This window comes from Breznakibacter xylanolyticus (assembly GCF_003254275.1).
Classification (GTDB): domain Bacteria; phylum Bacteroidota; class Bacteroidia; order Bacteroidales; family Marinilabiliaceae; genus Breznakibacter; species Breznakibacter xylanolyticus.
This window is the reverse complement of sequence record NZ_QKZK01000004.1, coordinates 193,814-214,371: the sequence shown is the minus strand read 5'-3', so window position 1 is coordinate 214,371 and position 20,558 is coordinate 193,814. Positions and strand designations below refer to the sequence as shown.

General features: G+C 47.1%; 17 protein-coding genes, 1 pseudogene and 1 riboswitch. Of the genes and pseudogenes, 10 read left to right on the top strand and 8 right to left on the bottom strand.

What is annotated here, in order from left to right:
• The 6 genes from LX69_RS03930 to LX69_RS03905 form a co-directional block, all read right to left on the bottom strand.
• On the bottom strand, positions 1-510 hold a 510-nt coding region (locus tag LX69_RS03930), incomplete at its 3' end, for a transposase (protein WP_185741695.1).
• Positions 511-825: 315 nt separating this feature from the next.
• A complete protein-coding gene (locus tag LX69_RS03925; protein WP_111444524.1) occupies positions 826-1,599 on the bottom strand; it encodes a sulfite exporter TauE/SafE family protein in 774 nt (257 codons plus the stop codon).
• 131 nt (positions 1,600-1,730) lie between these two features.
• On the bottom strand, positions 1,731-1,973 hold the full coding sequence (gene yidD / locus LX69_RS03920; protein WP_221621266.1) for a membrane protein insertion efficiency factor YidD: 243 nt from the start codon (positions 1,971-1,973) through the stop codon (positions 1,731-1,733).
• A 402-nt stretch (positions 1,974-2,375) separates the two neighbouring features.
• The gene (locus LX69_RS03915) at positions 2,376-2,780 is read right to left on the bottom strand and encodes a ribonuclease P protein component (RefSeq protein ID WP_111444511.1); all 405 of its coding nucleotides are present in this window, start codon (positions 2,778-2,780) and stop codon (positions 2,376-2,378) included.
• A gap of 291 nt (positions 2,781-3,071) precedes the next feature.
• Positions 3,072-3,824, bottom strand: coding sequence for a uroporphyrinogen-III synthase (locus tag LX69_RS03910; RefSeq protein ID WP_111444510.1), 753 nt, complete (start codon positions 3,822-3,824; stop codon positions 3,072-3,074).
• Between the two features lie 39 nt (positions 3,825-3,863).
• Entirely contained in the window at positions 3,864-4,943 is a 1,080-nt protein-coding gene (locus tag LX69_RS03905; RefSeq protein WP_111444509.1) for a DUF4271 domain-containing protein, read from the bottom strand.
• 1,090 nt (positions 4,944-6,033) lie between these two features.
• Between LX69_RS03905 and LX69_RS03900 the strand changes: the two genes are divergently transcribed.
• Positions 6,034-6,924: a hypothetical protein gene (locus tag LX69_RS03900; protein ID WP_146260633.1), complete on the top strand. Its 891-nt coding sequence runs from the start codon at positions 6,034-6,036 to the stop codon at positions 6,922-6,924.
• A gap of 204 nt (positions 6,925-7,128) precedes the next feature.
• Positions 7,129-7,707: a rubrerythrin gene (rbr, locus tag LX69_RS03895; RefSeq protein ID WP_111444507.1), complete on the top strand. Its 579-nt coding sequence runs from the start codon at positions 7,129-7,131 to the stop codon at positions 7,705-7,707.
• A 337-nt stretch (positions 7,708-8,044) separates the two neighbouring features.
• On the opposite strand, the gene LX69_RS03890 is transcribed toward rbr, so the two are convergent.
• Positions 8,045-10,357, bottom strand: coding sequence for a glycoside hydrolase family 3 N-terminal domain-containing protein (locus tag LX69_RS03890; RefSeq protein WP_111444506.1), 2,313 nt, complete (start codon positions 10,355-10,357; stop codon positions 8,045-8,047).
• A gap of 332 nt (positions 10,358-10,689) precedes the next feature.
• Between LX69_RS03890 and nadE the strand changes: the two genes are divergently transcribed.
• The 3 genes from nadE (at position 10,690) to LX69_RS03875 (ending at position 14,702) form a co-directional block, all read left to right on the top strand.
• Entirely contained in the window at positions 10,690-12,552 is a 1,863-nt protein-coding gene (nadE, locus tag LX69_RS03885) for an NAD(+) synthase (protein ID WP_111444505.1), read from the top strand.
• A gap of 579 nt (positions 12,553-13,131) precedes the next feature.
• Positions 13,132-14,037 (top strand): DUF6588 family protein, encoded by a 906-nt coding sequence (locus LX69_RS03880; protein WP_146260632.1) that lies wholly within the window; start codon positions 13,132-13,134, stop codon positions 14,035-14,037.
• A gap of 89 nt (positions 14,038-14,126) precedes the next feature.
• Positions 14,127-14,702 (top strand): hypothetical protein, encoded by a 576-nt coding sequence (locus LX69_RS03875; protein WP_111444503.1) that lies wholly within the window; start codon positions 14,127-14,129, stop codon positions 14,700-14,702.
• Positions 14,703-14,880: 178 nt separating this feature from the next.
• On the opposite strand, the pseudogene LX69_RS03870 reads toward LX69_RS03875, so the two are convergent.
• Positions 14,881-15,207, bottom strand: a pseudogene (locus tag LX69_RS03870) (type II toxin-antitoxin system PemK/MazF family toxin).
• Positions 15,208-15,843: 636 nt separating this feature from the next.
• Positions 15,844-15,938: riboswitch (TPP riboswitch) on the top strand.
• Positions 15,939-16,088: 150 nt separating this feature from the next.
• On the opposite strand from LX69_RS03870, the gene thiS reads away from it, so the two are divergent.
• The 5 genes from thiS to LX69_RS03840 all read left to right on the top strand — a co-directional run bounded on the left by thiS (position 16,089) and on the right by LX69_RS03840 (position 20,555).
• Complete coding sequence (gene thiS, locus LX69_RS03860) at positions 16,089-16,286, top strand: sulfur carrier protein ThiS (RefSeq protein WP_111444501.1); 198 nt, start codon at positions 16,089-16,091, stop codon at positions 16,284-16,286.
• Between the two features lie 46 nt (positions 16,287-16,332).
• The gene (thiC, locus tag LX69_RS03855) at positions 16,333-18,033 is read left to right on the top strand and encodes a phosphomethylpyrimidine synthase ThiC (RefSeq protein ID WP_111444500.1); all 1,701 of its coding nucleotides are present in this window, start codon (positions 16,333-16,335) and stop codon (positions 18,031-18,033) included.
• 103 nt (positions 18,034-18,136) lie between these two features.
• Positions 18,137-18,751, top strand: coding sequence for a thiamine phosphate synthase (locus LX69_RS03850; protein ID WP_111444499.1), 615 nt, complete (start codon positions 18,137-18,139; stop codon positions 18,749-18,751).
• The gene (locus LX69_RS03845) at positions 18,739-19,512 is read left to right on the top strand and encodes a hydroxymethylpyrimidine/phosphomethylpyrimidine kinase (protein WP_111444498.1); all 774 of its coding nucleotides are present in this window, start codon (positions 18,739-18,741) and stop codon (positions 19,510-19,512) included. Before LX69_RS03850 ends, LX69_RS03845 begins: the two co-directional genes overlap by 13 nt.
• 383 nt (positions 19,513-19,895) lie before the next feature.
• Positions 19,896-20,555 carry a thiamine phosphate synthase gene (locus LX69_RS03840; RefSeq protein ID WP_221621265.1) on the top strand — a complete coding sequence of 220 codons (660 nt, stop codon included), beginning with the start codon at positions 19,896-19,898 and terminating at the stop codon, positions 20,553-20,555.
• Positions 20,556-20,558 lie beyond the last annotated feature (3 nt).

The following is a 20,558-nucleotide window of genomic DNA, read 5'->3' as shown; positions in this document are numbered from 1 at the left end:
ATGGATTGCATCAAACCAAACAATCGAATAAACCGGTTCTAATGGACGTGCCTGCCACTGTTCCAGTTCCGGGATAATTTTATCGGTAATCTCGCTCATCTGGGCCGGAGATAAAGTCAATGCGTAAATCTCATACAGAAACGCTTTGATGTCGTTATAACTCATCCCCTTCCCATACATCGAGAGTACTTTTTCGCACAGGTCATCGTCAAGCACAACCTGACGCTTAGCCACAATTTCGGGCACAAACGTATTGTTTCTGTCTCGAGGGGTTGTTAATTCAAACTCTCCGGTAGAGCTTTTTACTGTTTTGGTCGTAAGCCCATTTCGTTTGTTTCCGCCCTCCTGTTTAAGGTGTTGTTCAAGCTCTAGGGCCAATGCCTTTTCTAAAAAATGCTTGATCAGAGGGGTGAAAACACCGTTCTCACCCATGAAATTCTTTTTCTCATAAAGTCCCTTGATCGCTTCCCGTTCAAAGTCTTCGTAACTGAAATCTGGTTTGTCTTTCATTGTCTGCAAAATTAATATTTATATATTGCAGACACAGTTCCATGAATAGTCTCGAAGACGAAGAAGACAGATCTAAATATCTTTCCTTATCTCATCATCTGTCTCACAATCTTGCGTCTTCTTCTCTTAACTTAACGACATTGACTCCAAATTCGTGTAATTCGTGGACAAAAAACTCAAAATAGAGCCCACACCTAAATTAATTACACATCAAACATTCATGACGGTCACATCCGAACCACGGGAGAAACAAAGACTGTCGTTTCCAATGATGAATCAAATTCGTTGTCTTGCATCTTGATACGCTCATCTGAACTAAATCAACCCGGCACCCAACGCCAGTGAAATGGCAATGAGCATCACAGCCACCATCAACTGAATCACACGCAGCGTCACCTTTTTAAGCAACTTACTGCCCACGTATGCCCCAACGATGGCCGACAACGTGGCCGATACCAGCAACGGAACATTTTCGAGCAGGTTGGCCTGCGAAAATCGCGATGCATAAACCGATAATCGCGTGAAATCGACCAGACACGCAATCACCACGCCCGTGGCAATATAAGCCTCCTTTGAGAGACCACTCTTTAGCAAAAAAGCACTGCGAATGGCGCCCTGCAAACCGGTGAGGCCCCCAAAAAATCCACTCAAAGCCCCTCCAATCATCAGCTTATCGCGCCCAAACTGAACCTTTTGCACAGCCGGAAGTATTTCGAGCACCGAAAAAACAATTAAAATTAACGCCACAATCAACTTCACGGGCGTGACCTCAAACAGTCGACTGCCCATTGAATAACTAAAAAGCGTGGGCATCTCGGTGATTTGCATCAACACCCAGGCACCCACAAAGGCAGCCAAAATGGCCGGTGCACCAAATCGCAGCAACACCCCTTTATTCATGTGCTTGCCAACCAGGGCTATTTTAAACAAATTGTTGGTAAAATGTACCACCCCGGTCAGGGCAATGGCCACATCGATGGGGAAAAAAATGGCAAACACAGGTGCCAGGATGGTTCCAAGGCCAAAGCCGGAGAAAAAAGTCAGGATAGCTGTCAAAAAAGCAGCCAGCGAAATGATGATGATATCCATGTCAATCATTTATAGTATGATACTACTTTTTAACAAACCTCACTTACAGATGTTCAACATCGCCTCATTTTTCTGAAAAACCCGGGCTGACGCAAAATTAAACGCTTCAACGCATCCACTGATACACCCCTTCAGGGAACCGGGTCATAACCATGCCCGCCCCAGGGATGACAGCTCAGGATGCGCTTCACCGAGAGCCAAAGCCCTTTAAGGGGACCATGTTTCTTGAGTGCCTCAACGGCATAGGCCGAACACGTGGGGGTATAACGACACGATGGTCCGCTCATTGGCGAAATCACCATCTGGTAAAACCGCACCGGAAGAATCAGAAGCCAAACCAATGCCTTACGCAAAATCGTTAGAAATAAATGCATAAATCAATCATAATGGTGAATTGAAAGCTCATTAACACATTTAAGTTGCCTTTCACACAAGGTTATATCGAAAACAGAATCACGCAGCAATGTGGCTTATCAGTTCTTAAAACAATACTTGTGTTTAGAAATTTCACTGAGTTACACAGAGTAAAAACAGAGTTACACGGAGGTTACTTCCCCTCACCGGTTCTCATCTTATCTCACTGCAACTCATCGTCAGTTCTTCGTTCGTTACACTGAGGAAGAAGAGGTAACACTGAGTCAGAATAAACGCAAAGGCGCGAAGGCGCGAGTAATTTTGTTACGCCATGCGTTTAATAACAACACACATAACTCAAAAGAGTTATATAGTAGGGACACAGAGATTATTTCCCTCACAGGTTCTTACCATATCTCACTTCAAACCCCGGTTGGGCTTAAAGCAGCCTTAATTTCGTCCATCAGCCGTTCCATATTTTTCTTCATTCCCTTCTCAATGTCGCTATAAGTCAACTCCTCCGAAGGAAGATAAATAATGGCACAGGCCACTCGCAAATGGTTCTCTTCTAAAAACAACTTCAACGGGGAGTTGTTCAATCGCCAGGCTTCCTTCATACGGCGACGCAGGAGATTCCGCTTGTTGGCGCGTTTGAACTTCTTTTTCGAAACGCTCATCATCACCTCCACCGGTGCCCCTTTGAGTTCGGTCAACAGCATCCACACCACACGAAACGGATACTTACCCCATCCACTGCCCTGCTCAAACAGTTGGGTGATGGTGGTGCGGCTGTGTAGTCGCTCGGCTTTACGGAAGGTATGGGGCATGGATTATGAGAATTAGAGAGAATACAGGTTAAAGATTACATAAAATAAACGCAAATCGTTACAAACGCACAACACAACTTCAAATACGCTGTGACACTGCGTTCATTAAAAAATACGATATAACTCTTTTGAGTTATCTGCTTTGTTATTTAAACGCAATGCGTTAAAAATTAACTAAGCCCCTTTGCGCCTCAGCGTTTATTTTGACTCCGTGTTCATTAAAAACTCTATTTAAAACAAAAAACCCTTCCGCCCGAAAGCACGAAGGGTTTTTCGTTATGTTTTAGGCCATTATTTAGAAGCCTTGTTGTGTGTTTTGATGAACTGCTCCAATGCCATGGTCATAGATGGTGCCTGGGGCATGGGTGCCTGAATGTCCAGACGCAAACCCGCATCAATCACCGCCTGTGCGGTGGCCGGACCAAACGAAGCAATTTTAATGTCTTTCTGTTGAAAGTCTGGGAAGTTCTGAAACAGCGATGTGATGCCCGATGGACTGAAAAACACCAAAATGTCATAATCAATCTCGTTGATGTCGCTCAAGTCGCTGCTCACCGTGCGATAGAAAATCGCATTGGTATGAACCAATTTATGCTTCACCATCAAATCAGGAATCTCCTGCTTGTGAATGTCCGACAGCGGCACCAGGAACTTCTCTTCCTTGTGCTTTTTGAGCACATCAACCAAGTCGGGGAAACGACCGGTAGAGTGGAAAATCTTACGCTTGCGGTACACGATATACTTTTGCAGATAGTGAGCCGTGGCTTCTGAAATGCAGAAATATTTCATCTCGTCGGGCACTGTCAGGCGCAACTCCTCGGTAATGCGAAAGAAATGATCGATGGCCGTGCGGCTGGTAAAAATAACCGCGGTGTGGTCAATGATGTTGACTTTTTGAGCACGGAAATCCTTTGCGCTCACCCCTTCGACCTGAATAAAGGGACGAAAATCGATCTTGATGTTGTTTTTCTCGGCCAGCTCAAAGTAAGGGTCTTTGGCTGCGGTGGGTTTTGGTTGTGAAACCAAAATTTTCTTAATCTTCAAAACGCAAATATTTTAATTCAACGGAACCAATACCACTCGTCATCGTGCCGATTGAAGCGTCACCACTTTCAGCAGGACAACAATGGGCAGGATTTCAAGGGCACAAAGATACAAAATCATATAAAAAAGCGAAAGGGGTTGACGCAAAATTATTTTCGCCCCCTGACCCAGTTGAACCAAATACATTGTCGCAAACAACACAAATCCAGCCCCTATCAATATCAATTCAAACTGAGGATGTACATACGGAATCACCACCAAAAAAGGCAACAACATGATGCCAAAAGCCTTGTTGAGCAGATTCACCTGAAACAAAAATTCGCCGGTCTCCTCGCGGGTATTGAATACCCAACCCAACAAACGATAAATGCCATTTTTGATCCAAAACAGCATCAACAAACTACCCGCAAGAATGCCCCATATCACTGCACCGTGCAATCCGCCGGGGCGTGCCTGAAAATGCACCATCACCTCGAAGACAAAAAGTGCAAGGTTGAGCACAAAAAGAAAATTGAGCCCTGCCGACCAAAAACTCTTGCGGAAATGGGTGATTTTATAAAGATTCTCGGCTGCCGTATGGTAAAAAACGGCCTGAAACATCTCGCGAAAAAACTTCCCCGAAGCAATGCGCAGCCATCCCGTCACGGCCACCAGTCCGATGAGCACGGGCAGCATCCACCCCAACTCGGCATTGAAATGCGATGGCAACAGCACCTTCGACTTCATGGACAAATGCGGTTCGCCCTTTTCGGAGCTCAACTTCACCGTATCGGCCACTTTGCCCTGCGCCTGAAGGCTGTCGACAGGCAATTGTACAAAGACAGAATCGGAAGCATTCGACACACCATCACTCGGGTGCAGCGACTGCGTGAGCACATTGGCACGGAAAATATCGTCGTGCGACGGAAAAACCGGCTTCAGGTTGAGACGAACCGAATCGTCGTGCGTGATGACAGCCTCAACAACCTTTTTGGGCACTCTCACACGACGAGGAACTGCAACAACCTGGGTATCCATCACCACATGGCGATCCACTTCAACCCCGGCGCCCTGAACACTCACCGACGGAGCCGGCGACTGGATGACAGCAGGTTGAATATTCGTTTGCGGGAATGCCATGACATTGATTTTTTTCAGCGTTTGCAAAAATAATAAAAAAGAAATTGGGACATGGCAATTCGCCCTCTGCCGTTCATCTTTATATGTGCCCACATCAAACGAGGTGTGAAAGAGAGTCTGAAGCTAACAGTCTCTTAAACCTGTAATAGATATATTTAACAGAATATTATAAAGATGCCTAGCGATGCCTTAGCAGTGATTTCATTGTGAAGTCACCCACTCGATACAAATAAAAACACGAAGTTAAACATCTGTCTAATGGCGTTTTAACGTCATTTGCATCAAACCAAACTTGACATTGATAGAACAATTATTAAAAAATGGTGTTTTGTGGTCTGATATTTGATTGTCGCACCTTGCTTGCCATTAAAAAAACAGACTCTATGTCGTATCCTGTGGGTAAACAAAATATGAAAGCACGAAATCAATCAAGGTAACTAAGCCGCCTTCGGAAAATGGCGTTAAAAAAATCATAGGCCTGAGCGTTAAAAAATATGCGCTGTTTGAGCTTGCGAGTTCGCAGATTTTAGCGAAGGCCTATGATTTTTAGCCATTTTACGTCAGCGGCGGCCTTTTTTGCTTACTTTTTGGGGCTGTAGCCAAAAAGTAAGAGCCCGCCCGGCTTGAGGGCACGAAATATTGGCCTAAGTGAATTGATACTTATGATTACCCATACAAATCAAAATAGAGCCAAAAAACATCTTCTCATCAAATGAAACAAACCATTCAAAACACATGACCAAATATTTTGAGGACAGAAAAACAGTACACAATAAAAAAGTGCAAAAAATCCACCTGCATAAATGACGAAACCACACCAAATTCTCCCTTTGGGGGATTGGGGGCTTAAACCACCCAAACGGGGGGGGCAATTTTGAAAAAAACGCCCTATGTTTGCATCGTGTGACGCAACCTTGGGGGACACAATGGCGTCATCAACGGGTGAAACGCTCAAATTGCTAAAGTTTATTAAAAACTCGAATTCATTTGCCGAAGAAATGTTTTGTCATACTTTTGCATCGTTCTTTTTGATAGGGATATTTTTTAATGTTATATCTTAATTACTAATTATTTATTAAATTTTCTGAACATGAAAAAACTGAATTACTTACTTATGGGCCTTTTCGTGGCCTCGGCGTTTACGTTTACGAGCTGCTCAAGCGATGATGAAAATGCAACTGGTCCATCTATGGTAATTAGCTTAAGTGAAGATGGAGGACGAAATTACAATCCGGTTACCACTTCAGAAGTCGCAGTAGAAAAGGGTTCTGAAATGAAATTTAAAGTAGATTTCATTATGGGCTCTGAAAAACTTGAAAAAGCAACAATCACATTCAAAGAAGGCACCGGTGCTGAAAAAACTGAAGCCATAGAAATCAAAGACAAAGAAGGATTTGCTTACATTCACGATACCAAAACAATGGGGTCTGCAATCATTGTTCTTACATTATCAATCGAAGACAAAGATGGCAACAAAGAAGCATTTACTATCACAATCAACCCCTTAAAAGGGATCAAAACTTCTGTTGCTCACTTAGTTGGTGCAGATAAAAACGCTACTTATGGTAGCTTTTATTCTCTTTCAGAAGATAAAGTTTATAAAGTAACTGAAGCAGGAACGGATTCACCCAAAATAGACTTAGTTTATTTTTATGGTACAACTAATAAAGCTACATTGGGGGCTCCTTCTGATTCAGATACTCAAACAATGTTTGATGGAGCAATCAAAAATTGGAAGACTAAAAATGCTACTAATCTTAAGAAACTTTCAGGGGTTATGTTCAGCACTATTACTAATGAAACAAAATTTAATGAGGCTTTCTTAATCGGAACTAGCGTTAAAGAAAACAATTTGGTAAAAGGAGATATTGTTGCAATGCAGACTTCTACTGGTGAAAAAGCTATTATCGAAATAAATGATATTTCTGCAGAAACAAATGAAGGTTATATTACTATCTTAATCAAAACCGTTGAAAAGTAATTAACTCAAAATTAACTCAAAAAAGGCATCCCCCGGGATGCTTTTTTTTTTGCCCCTGCCCCAGCATCCTTACTCAGACCAATTCCAAATACGCCTCCAAGTCACCATCTAATCGGTAATAAACACCTAAAATCCCTATTTTAGTGAGCCGAAAACGAGAAAAGAAAAAACCAATATAAATCACTCACAAAAACGAAACGTAACATGGAAAAAAGTATCAAAGGAACGCAGACCGAGCAGAACCTGCTGAAGGCCTTTGCCGGTGAATCACAGGCCCGCAACCGCTACGAGTTTTTTGCCAAAGTGGCCAAAGAAGAGGGCTACGAGCAAATTGCGGCCATCTTTCAAGAAACAGCCGACCAGGAGCGCCAGCACGCCAAACGTTTCTTCGAATTTTTGGAAGGGGGCATGACCGAAATCACCGCCTCGTACCCCGCCGGTAAAATCGGCACCACCCTCGAGAACCTGCAGGCAGCTGCCGATGGCGAACACGAAGAGTGGGCCGACCTGTACCCCCACTTTGCCGAAGTGGCCAAACAGGAAGGATTCACCAAGGTGGCCGTGGCCTTTACCCTCATTGCCAAAGTAGAAGCCGAGCACGAAAATCGCTACCGCAAGCTGCGCCAAAACATCGAAAACGACAGCGTGTTCCGCAAATCGGAAAAAGTACGTTGGAAGTGCCGCAAGTGCGGTTACATTCACGAAGGCGAAAAAGCCCTGGAAAACTGTCCCGCCTGTTTGCACCCCAAAGCGTATTTCGAGGTGGCTGAGGAAAATTATTGATGATGCAAGGTTGAGCACCAACGGCTTAAATCCAATTAAAAAACCCCGAGACTTCCGTCTCGGGGTTTTTATTTATCACAAATCAATGTCGTTAAGTTAAGCCCTAAAAGGGCGATAAGCAGTAGCGTTGGGCATCGCCCAACGATGAATGCAACCTCAATCTTAGAGCCCTGAAGGGGCATAAGCTTACGCCCCTTCAGGCCTTGAGCTCGTTTGCTACAAATCCCTGCGCTAATGCTGGTGCCCCATTGGGGCTTAACTAAACAACATTGTATCACAAATACTCAACAGAAAAAACTCTGCGCCTCTGCGTATTTGCGTTTAAAAACAAATGGAATTATTGAAACTCAAATTTCTCAACAAATCCACCCACCTGCACTTCAAACTCGCCGGGCTCGGTGTCGCGTTGCAATTTGGCGTTGATAAACGACAAGTCAGAAGCCTTGAGGGTGAACTGCACCTCTTTGGCCTCGTCGGGTTGCAGCGATACTTTTTGGAACCCTCGCAGGCGACGCACGTCGGGCGTGATGGAGGCATACATATCGGAGGTGTAAAGCTGCACCACTTCCATTCCCTCGCGATTGCCGGTGTTTTTTACCGTTACCGACACCACGATGGAGTCGTTGGCAGTCAACTGTTTTGACGACAACCGGAGGTCGCTGTAAGTGAAGGTAGTGTAGCTCAAGCCATGACCAAAAGGCCACTGCACGGCAAAATCCGACTCATAGTCGTACATACCCTGCATTTTTGCCTGATTTTCGGAAGGCTTGTGGTCGTAGGTCACTAACGTGTTCACAAACATGGGATATGTGTAAGGCAGCTTACCGCTGGGGTTGGCATCCCCATAAAGAATGTCGGCCAAAGCCAAACCACCATAGTTTCCGGGCAGATAAGTCTGCAACACCCCTTTACAACCGGGAACCAGCGTGCGCACAATGCGGGGACGCCCTTCGTTAAGAATCATGATCACAGGCTTGCCGGTGGCAATCAAGGCACGTGCCAGGGCTGTTTGGTTTTCGGACAATGAGAGATCGTGCAAGTCACCCGGTTTCTCGCAATAGCTGTTCTCGCCAATACACATCAGCACGTAATCAGCTTTGGCGGCAGCACGCACCACCGCCGGGATGTCCACCACCACATCTTCCCAATATTTTCCTGAATGGTTGTATTCAACACCGGGAACGTGCATCACGTGATCTTTACCCACTTTGCTCTCAAGCGCTTCGAGGATGGTTGAATAATCGGCCGCGAACTCTTCCACGCGGTCGCCCTGCCATGAGTAGCTCCAACCGCCGTTGAGCGTGCGCATGGAGTTGGCGTTGGGACCTGTCACCAATACTTTGGCATTCTTAGGAAGAGGCAATACGTTTTCCTCATTTTTCAACAATGTGATGGATTCCGTGGCCGCTTTGCGGGCAACTGCCGCGAATTTCTCGGAGCCAAAATCAGGATACTGATCGTAGTGTGTCACGGGACGCTCAAACAAGCCCAATTTGTGTTTCACATTAAGAATGCGGCGCACAGCATCGTCGATGCGTGCCATGGACACTTCTCCCTCGTTCACCAACTCGATCAGGTAATCACAAAAATCGAAATTGTAAGGAATCATCGACATGTCGATACCGGCATTGATACAGAGTTTCACAGCCTCTTTTTGCGAAGCGGCCACCCGGTCGCGGGTATGAATGTTCTCGATGTCTTTCCAGTCGGTCACCACCAACCCGGTGAAACCCAAATCGACCTTCAGCAATTTGGTGAGAATATCGTAGTTACAATGCACGGGTACACCATTGATTAAGCCCGAGTTGACCATCAGGGTTTGAGCACCCGAACGTATGGCCTGAGCAAAGGGAGGCACATGACGCTCGAGCAATTCAATTTCGGGAATCAAAGCCGGCGTGCGGTCTTTACCCGACTCGGGAACTGAGTATCCCAGGAAGTGCTTGATACACGATGCGATACGATTGGGATCATCGAGCTGATTGGCATCACCTTCGTAGCCTTTTACAATTTCATGAGCCATTTGTGACGAGAGATACACGTCCTCGCCAAACGACTCCCACATGCGAGGAAAACGGGCATCACGTCCCATGTCGAGCACCGGCGAAAAAGTCCAGGGGGTGCAGGAAGCACGGGTTTCGTATGCAGTGATGGCACCACCTTCGCGCACAATTTCACGGTTCCACGTGGCTGCCTGACCAATTTGTTGGGGAAAGAGTGTCGAACCCGCCGTATAGGTCACGCCGTGAATGGCATCTACCCCATAAAGCACCGGAATGCCCAGTCGGGTTTCCTTCATGGCCATCTCCTGAATTTGGTTGATGACGGTGAACCACTCCTCACGGGTGCGTGCCTTGGCGCCGGCAGTGTTAAGGATGGAGCCCAGTTTGTAATCGACCAATGCCTTACGCAACAATGCCGTGTCGAGACGCATGGGTTCTTCGGTATGAAAGGGGCCATTGCCAACCGTAACCACATCGAGGGTCACCTGAGCCATTTGACCTACTTTTTCTTCGAGGGTCATCTGCTTGAGCAGAGCCTCCACACGTGGGATGCGTTCCACCTTGTCGGAACCGTCGCTCTGACCCGACGTGCCGCATGCTGCCAACACCAAAGCCAGGCCGGCCGCTAAAATTGTTTGCTTTCTCATCTTGATATATAATTGTGGTTTAAAATTTTACACCGCCACTGCGCTTAGTGTCGCCTTACTCCTTTTTCGATTTTACGAAGATAGAAAATGTTCGTGTATGATGGACAATTATAAGTGAAAAAACCCCTATGGCATGAGAGAAAAAAGTGCAAGAGTTCATGAGTGGAAGAGTAAAAGAGTGGAAAAGTGGAGGAGTGGAGGAGTGGAGGAGTGGAGGAGTGGAGAAGTGGAGAAGTGGAGGAGTGGGCTCAACCTTCGAGGTTTTTGAAACATCGAAGGTTTGAACTAACGATTGGCATGACTACTTTTGCCATCACAATAAATCGTTGCTTATGAAAATTGCCGTTGCCCAGATAGATGTCGTTGCGGGTCGTCCCGACCTGAACGTGAAAAAAATCATTCACGAAATAGAGAAAGCCCGCCAGGCAGGCGACCAGGTAATTGTCTTTCCCGAAATGGCTGTGCCCGGCTACCTGCTGGGCGACGAATGGGAGAATGGTGCCTTTGTGGCCGACTGCCAGGCTTATAACCTCGACATCTGCGCTGCCACCACCGGCATCGTGGCCATTTGGGGCAACATTGCCCTGGATGATACCCGACGCAGCGAAGACGGGCGCATTCGCAAATATAATGCTGCCTTTGTGGCTCAAAATGGTCGCATGGTGTCGACTCCCGTCATCAAAACATTGATGCCAAAATACCGTGAGTTCGACGATGAACGTCATTTTTACGCCTCACGCAAATTGGCGCAAGATGCCGAAAAACCGGCCAATGACTTTATCAACCCCGTTGAGGTCACCATCAACGAAAAAGTGTTGCGCCTGGGCATCATCCTGTGTGAAGACATGTGGAGCGATGATTATACCATCAATCCCATTGAAATTCTTTTAGCGAAGGATGCCGATATTATCATCAACCTATCCTGTTCGCCATGGACGTGGCGCAAAAACCTCAAACGTCACTCGGTGGTGAAAGACCGCATCCGCCATCACCCCGTACACTTGATATACGCCAACAACGTGGGCATCCAAAACAACGGAAAAAACATCTTCCTCTTCGACGGGAACTCAACGGTGTACCACCCCGACGGCACCATCATGAAGGTAGCCGACGATTATACCGAGCAGACCATCCGCGTAGACATCATGAACGACAAACATGCAACCGTCAACGCGCCAACCGTGAGTGACCAAAAGGACATCGAAGAGTTATACAACGGCTTAGTGTATGGCATCCGCAAGTTCATGGCGCCCTTCCCATCGCGTAAAGTGGCCATCGGACTGAGCGGGGGCATCGACTCGGCGCTGAGCGTATCGCTGCTGACAGCCGCCCTGGGAGCTGAAAACATCTACGCCATCAACATGCCCTCGCGGTTCAACTCGCAAACCACCCGAAACGCGGCCCTACAACTGGCGCAAAACCTGGGCATCCACTACACCTCCATCCCTATTCAGCATGCTGTGGATCACACCATCGAGCAGATTGATGGTGCCGTATTTACCCGCATGAACGGTTCCGATGCCCGTGAACACGTGTCGCTCTCGCCCCTCAACAAAGAAAACATACAGGCCCGCGATCGCGGAAGCCGCATCCTGGCCGGCGTGGCATCGGCACTGGGCGCCGTATTTGTAAACAACGGCAACAAAACCGAAACAGCCCTGGGTTATGCCACCCTTTACGGCGACGTAAACGGAGCTCTGGCTCCCATTGCCGATCTTTACAAAACGGAGGTGTACGCTCTGGGGCGCTACATCAACCGCGAGCGAGAAATCATCCCGCAAACCATCTTCGACATCCCGGCATCGGCCGAACTGAGCGCCGACCAAAATGTGGACGAGGGCAAAGGTGACCCCATCCTCTACCCCTATCACGACAAACTGGTGCGGGCATTTGTAGAGTTCCGCCTCGACCCCGAGGACATCCTTCGCTACTACCACAATGGCACCCTTGCGCAAGTGATTCGCTGCGACCAGGCCATCATCGACCTTTATTTTAAAAACGCCACCGCATTCATCAACGACCTGGAACACAAATGGCGTCTCTACAAAATCAACATCTTCAAGCGCATACAGGCGCCACCCATCATCGCCGTGAGCAAAAGAGCCTTTGGATTCGATTTACGTGAATCGCAAAACGGCTTTCATTTCACCCGCAAATATTTGAAGCTCAAAGATGAATTGCTAAAACCGGTGTAACGTTATTAACTTCCAACAGACATTGACGTTAACGTTAATCCACCATATACCAAAGCATTTACTTTCGAGGCTAACGAGAAGTAAATTTAGTCAGTGATTTGCTATCATTTCAACCAATTCTCATGTCTCAAAACCATGTTGAAATTGACCTCTCGAGCTTTTTCTATGAAGCCTTTGGGCACCAAAGCCCGGTAGAAGAAGGTCAGCAAACCATCTTTCGCCCCGATAGGGGCGAGAGGTAAACGATCCCCTTATTGCTACCGATATTTGGCCCTATGGGGCCTATAATAGCATTGCTTGCGTAAAAATGAAATCACAGGGTATGAATTATTTTTTACATAGCATTTTTAGCTCTAACATATCGCACAAACAGTGATCGGTAAATTCCTTGACTGACCTAAAAGTCATCACAGATCCGTTCATCTGTTTAACTAAACGTCATTAAAACAACATCCTCTAAACGAGATCAGATCCAGCATCTTGATACTTCAACGATAATCAATCTCATCAAAAAAACTTGACCGGACCCCCATTCACGTCATACCTTAGGAACTGTGCATGACCTAATAATGTATGACCATGAAAATGAAAATACTCTTACTACCCATCATGATGATCGGGCTGATGGCAATGTCTCTCCGGTCATCTGCGCAGGATGTTGAAGAGCTGCTTTCGAAATATACCTCCGAAAACGGTTCAAACTACTTGCAACCTTTTGCAGATGCCTTCTCGGCCAACCTCAACAGCGGCCTCTTTCACAATGCCCGATTGAAAAAAATGGGCTTCCAAATCTACTTGGGTCTCGAAACACAAATGGCGCCCATCGGGTCGGACAAAAAAACCATGACTGCCTCTACCCAGGGTGATTTCTTCCCCTCAACCACAGTCAATGATGTGCCCACGGTGTTTGGCTCCACCGAAGGAAAAAAGGTCACAGACTCTCAATCGGGATTGACCTATGTGTTCCCCGGCGGTCTCGACCTGGACTGGGTTCCCCTGGCCACTCCTCAGCTCACCATCGGCTCGGTTTTTGGCACCGACCTGACGCTACGTTACTTCACTACCAGTCAGTTTGATGACGTGGGCGATATCGACCTGTTTGGCTGGGGTATTCGCCACAGCATTGACCAATATCTGCCTCTGCCAATCAACCTGACAGTGGGTTACTACCATCAAACCTTCAAAATTGGCGACTACATGGATGCCGCATCCAACCTCATCAGCCTGCAAACAAGCTATTCCATCCCATTCTTAACCTTCTACGGGGGGGTAGGTTACGAAAGCGGCAGCATGGACATTGCCTATGAATTTGAAGATGCAGCGGGCAAAACACAGGATATCCGGTTTGACCTCACACCATCGAACAGCGTGCGCATGACACTCGGTTTGGGTTTGAACCTGGGACCTGTAAAACTGCACGGCGATTACAACCTGGCCAGCCAAAGCACCTTTTCGGTGGGTATGGGGATAGGCATTGGGGAGTAAAGTAAGCGTGCGAGAGAGAAAAAGTGCCAAGATAAAAAAGTAAACCCTAAGTCCCCCATGGGGGATTTAGGGGGCTAAAACACAAACAAATGAAAAAAATATTAATCCCTTTGGTCGTCGCATGGATGATGATGCCATCGTGCGATTTGAAAGATGTGAAATTGTACCCATCAATGTCGGAATCGACAACCGAGTACATTCACCACCAGGGCAGTTATTCTGAAACAGGCATCTACAATGTGACCGAAATCAAAAATTCAATCAACGACCTGGATGCAGAGGGTCGCGTCACCGATGTAATGATTGAAGGTCTCTATTTAAATATTTTGCTCAACACGCAGATTGATTACCCGGTAACCACAGCTACCTCCACATCGGCCGACCTTATTTTGACCGATTGGGACGGCATTGACTTTAACCTTGCCGATGATGTAACCATTGAGCTAAATAAAACATCGCAAACAGTCAATTTGCACGAATATCTCGACAGCGAGGGGGTCAATCAGTTACGCGACATGCTTTTTGACGTAGCCACCAATGCGGTTCCGGCAGGTGCAACCGAAGTGCGCGTGGCACTCAACGGCGTGATGACGCCGGTCAACGGATTCGTCAATGCCCAGGTCGATATTGTGATTGATTTGTCCATTGAATTTACGCCGGAATAATTAAGACGTAAAGTGAGAACAAGCCTCTTTGCTTATACGGCAAAGGGGCTTTGATGTATGTGGTTCATAATGCCAATAAGGGTTGAATACCATATCAAGCCCTTCAGAAATTGATGTCAGCGACAACCCGTAACTACCGGCAAATATTAATAAAACGTGTCAAGCCGTTATGATTGATTTATTCTAAATCAAGGGTTATCAAAACATTTTCTTTCACTTTATCAATCAAAGCCGAAGGCAATTCACCAATCTTTTTAATCAGTCGTGTATTATCTATCGCCCGTAATTGGTCAATCATAACATCACAATCTTCATTTTAATTAGCCATCCCCTTTTTTAAATGAACTCTCAGAATATCAGCATCTTTTTCGACATTTGTGGTAATGGGACAAATAATCGTTGATGGGTGCGGTATTTTATTTAATAAATCAGTTTGCAAAACCAATACAGGTCGTGTTTTACCAGGTTCAGTCCCAATCTGAGGATTTAAATCTGCAATACATATTTCGTATTGCTTAATCGATATAATCTATCTTTTCAAAATCATGCAATACGTTGACAGATTCATTTTTAACCAAATCAGAATCGCATTTAAGTCGTTTTTCTAACAATTGTCTGCGCTGAAGCTTATTATAAGATTCAATAGCTTCGTTAATATATCGGTTTCTTGAAATCTTAATCCGGGATAGAATGTTCTCTGTCTCGACAAAAATTGAATCGTCAATTTTTAATGATACCGTTTTCATTACACTATCATTTTATACCTCAAAAGTATATCATTATATCATATCAGTCAAGAATATTTCTCACGATATAAAGTTTCTTCAATCGGCATGGCATTCTATTCTTGTTTACAGCATCCTCCACTCCTGCTTCGTACCATTCACACAACTTATTCGGGACTTCTTAAATTCAGAGTCGCCAAAAAAACGATATGGGTACGATTAAAAGTCAGATATGAGTCGGAGTTAACTCAGAGATGACTCAGAGCAGAGTCGAAGCAAACGCGAAGAAATAGCGAAGGAGAGTGCTTAAATAAAAGAGTGATGAGCCTGAATCACTTCAGATTGCCCATCCATGACAACAAAAACAATGTCATAAAAGACATTGTTTTTCATTTTTTTCTACTTTTGTCATCACAACATTTTGACAGGGGTGCCTTAAAACACGGGCTGAGATCATACCCTAAAACCTGATCCGGGTAATACCGGCGTAGGAAGTCTGGATTTTTTCTTCTCTTTCTTGTATCCCTGTTTTTTGTTGTCAACAAATGGTTTCGCTGCTTTTGAAGCACGTCGGGAAAAATGATGCCATTGCATGAATGGCTTCAATGATCTCCCAATGTCATTATAAGCGCCGAACAGATCACCCGTAACAATAAAAAACATGCGCCTGATCATCAATCAACAAGAAAGTCACACGCAAGTGGCCACGCTGGCCGAACTCATTGCCCAACGCAACATTCCCATGCAGGGCATTGCCGTGGCCGTGAATGCTCAAATAGTTCCTCGCCAGCAATGGGACAGCCATCTGCTGGCCGAAAACGACAACATCATGGTCATCTCGGCCACCCGGGGGGGCTAAGGGAAATCTGCACCCACTTATTTCATCCACAAAAAACCAATGACACATGCAATACAAAATTAAAGGCGAGCCCATTCGCGGGTCGCGCAAAGTTTATGTCGATGGCAGCCAGAACTCCATGCGAGTGGGCATGCGCGAAATCGTATTATCCACCGGCAGCTGCCCCGTCAACAATCCGGACACATTCACGGTTTATGACACGTCGGGGCCATTTGGTGACGAAAGCCAAACCGTCGATCTCACCCTGGGGCTGCCACGCATTCGCCAGCAATGGATTGACGATCGCAAGGACACTGCAACCCTTCCCGGCCTCAGTTCAGAATACGGACGCAAGCGTCTCAACGATGCCACGCTCGACGAGCTTCGTTTTGGTCACGTGTGCCGCACGCCGCGCAAGGCCAAAGATCATCCGGTCACGCAAATGTGGTACGCCCGCCAGGGTATCATCACTCCCGAAATGGAATATGTAGCCATCCGCGAGAACCAACGCATGGAACTCAATGGCGGCGAGAGCCTCATGGGCATCACCCCCGAAATGGTGCGTTGCGAAGTGGCAGCCGGGCGAGCCATCATTCCGGCAAACATCAACCACCCCGAGTGCGAACCCATGATCATCGGCCGGAAATTTTTGGTGAAAATCAACGCCAATATTGGCAACAGCCCAACCACATCCGACATTCACAGCGAAGTTGAAAAATCCATTTGGGCCATCCGATGGGGAGCCGATACCGTGATGGATTTAAGCACCGGCAGCAACATTCACGAAACCCGCGAATGGATTTTGCGCAACTCACCGGTGCCCATCGGCAGCGTGCCGCTTTATCAGGCTTTGGAAAAAGTCAACGGCAAAGTGGAAGCGTTGTCGTGGGACATTTATCGCGACACACTCATTGAACAGGCCGAACAGGGAGTCGATTATTTTACCATCCATGCAGGGCTGCTGCGCGAGCACATCCCCCACACGGTGAAACGCGTCACAGGCATTGTGTCGCGCGGTGGAGCCATCATGGCCAAATGGTGCACCGTGCACCAACAAGAGAACTTTCTGTTTACCCATTTCGATGAGATATGCGACATCCTGGCCGCTTACGACGTGGGCGTTTCGCTGGGCGATGGCCTGCGTCCCGGTTCACAGGCCGACGCCAACGATGCGGCCCAATTTGGCGAACTGAAAACACTTGGCTTATTGACGCAAAAAGCATGGGACAAACACGTTCAGGTGATGATTGAAGGCCCGGGTCACGTACCCATGCACCTGATTACCGAAAATATGGAGATGGAGCTCAAGCACTGCTTCGATGCGCCCTTTTACACCCTTGGCCCCCTGGTGACCGACATTGCCCCCGGCTACGACCACATCACCTCGGCCATTGGAGGCGCCATGATTGCCATGCAGGGTGCCTCGATGCTTTGTTATGTCACCCCGAAGGAACACTTGGGATTGCCCAATCGCGACGACGTGAAAACAGGCGTGGTGACTTTTAAAACAGCCGCCCACGCCGCTGACATTGCCAAGGGACACCCCGGTGCCATTTTGCGTGACCATGCCATGAGTAAGGCTCGTTTTGAGTTCAGATGGCGTGACCAGTTCCACCTGGCACTCGATCCGGACACAGCTTATGCATTTCACGACGCAACCCTGCCCGACGAGGACAACAAAACATCACACTTTTGCAGCATGTGTGGCGAACACTTTTGCAGCATGCGTGCCAACCGCGACGTGCGAAAAAGTATCAGTCAGTCATAGCGAAAAAACGCGATGACTTTCGAACACAGCGATTGAAAAACACTCCGAGTCCCATTAAATTATAGGCATTACGAACCCGATACACAAAAACGTATACCAACCCATGTCAACCCCACTGACCGTCATCATCACTCACCCTCATTGCATTGCGGGCGAAGCAGCAACCATCGAAGCATTGCTGGATGCCGGTGCCGATGTGGTTCACATCCGCAAGCCCGATTGGGACGCCGAAAAGGTGGCACAGCTGATCGGACAAGTGGACGGACAGTACCATCAACGGCTTTGTGTGCATTATCATCACCCATTGGGGCACCGGTTTGCATTGGGAGGGATGCATTACTCCTACCGTGACATGCCGGCCATCGTCTCCAATGAACATCGCGTGAGCGTGAGTTGTCACACAATGGTTGAAGCAACACACTGCATCGGCAAATGCAATTATCTGTTTTTGAGTCCTGTGTTCAACAGCATCTCCAAACAGGGTTATGAAGCAGCCTTCAACAACGATGAACTCAAACAATACCTGATGACAACCTCATCGACAACGCCAATTTTAGCACTGGGCGGGGTATCAGTGCAAACAGCACCAATGGCACGCCAATTGGGCTTTAAGGGCATGGCGTTACTGGGAAGTGCCTGGGTGATAACCGACCGGGGGCTGGATGCAGCAGCATCGGCCAACCAATTAAATCAAATTAAAGCGGCATGGAACCAATGAGACCTGTGGTGATATCGGTGGGAGGCTGGGATCCTTGCGCAGGCGCGGGATTGGCTGCCGACATTAAGACCTTCGAGATGGGCGGTACCACCGGCATGGGCATCTGCTCGGCCATGACCATCCAAACACATCATCGCTTTCACTCGCTGCAGTGGTGCGATGCAGCAATGATTTCTTCGCAACTGCGCCCCTTACTGGAAACATACCCTGTAAAAGCCCTCAAATTCGGCATCATGCCCGATATGGAAACGATGCTCGGGGTGATTAGCGAACTGCATTCGGCACACCCTAAGGCTTCGGTGATATGGGATCCGGTATTGAAGGCTTCTGCCGGATTTACCTTTCATCAACAAATAACCGAATCGCTGTTACACGAGTTGTTGAAGCAGGTCACCCTTGTAACACCCAACCTTCCGGAAGCGAAAATCCTGTTTGGCGACCAAAGCAGCAACACGGTTGCTTTGCAACAACAGATTCACAAACAGGGATGGGGTGCCATTCTGCTGAAAGGGGGTCACGCTGTGAATCATGCCAACGACCTGCTGGTGATGAGCAATGACATTGTTGAGCTCCCCGGCAAACGTTTTGAAACCAACACCGCCAAGCATGGAAGTGGATGCGTTCTGTCGGCTGCCATCACAGCAAATCTGGCAAAAGGGTTGTCGCTGACCGACTCATGCCGCATGGCCAAACAATATGTCGAGGGTTTCCTGCAATCTGCACCACAGATGCTGGGATATCACTCGCAAATCGAACTTTAGAAACTTCCATAATTCAGATTGAAGACACATAGGAATATGATTAGAGTGCAGTAGTACAAAAGTGCAACAGTGCAAGAGTACCACCATTTTTCTACTCAAACCGCCTAATTCGTGAATTGAAAATCAAAGTCAAAATAAACGCAGAGACTCAAAGGCGCTGAGTTAATTTTAACGCATTGCGTTTAAATAACAAAGCAGATAACTCAAAAAAGTTATATAGTAGAACCACAATTCGAGGATAAAAGATCCTACCGAATACTATAACCTGTGTTCAAATAAAAACACCGATAACTCAAACGAGTTATCGGATAAGCACAGTGAAAAGAATGACGAAACAAATCCAAAGTCCCTCGTTGGGGGATGAGGGGGCTAATTATAGACAGATGAAACGATATGAACCCTTGATGCTGATTACTGCACAAGGCAATGCAGAAGACATCATAACCACCACCAACGCATTTTTGCATGGAGGTGGCAGATGGGTGCAACTGCGTCTAAAAGAAGGAACTAATCAACAACGAGTAACCATTGGCTCACAACTGGTAAGCCTTTGCCGGAATGTTGATGCAGTGTGCATCATCAATGATTCGCCGGAAATTGCCATGGCATGCAACGCCCATGGGGTGCATCTGGGGAAAAACGATATGCCGGTGAGCCGGGCACGAGCCTTGATGGGCAACGATGCCATCATTGGCGGCACCGCCAACACGCTCAACGACATGATACACCTGGCCACCGAGGGTGCCGATTACATCGGTCTGGGGCCCTTTCGGTTCACCACCACCAAGCAAAACCTCAGCCCCGTGTTGGGACTGGACGGTTACGTGCGCCTGATGGCACAGTTCCGCCGCATGGGATATACGTTACCCGTCACAGCCATTGGGGGTATTGTTCCCGAAGATGTGACGGCATTAATGGGTACCGGGGTGACAGGCCTTGCGATATCGGGCATCATCGCATCACATGCCAACCCACAAGCCATCACAACCTACCTCATCCAACAAATCCATTCAACCAATCAAACAGCTCTTTGCGAGCAATAAAAT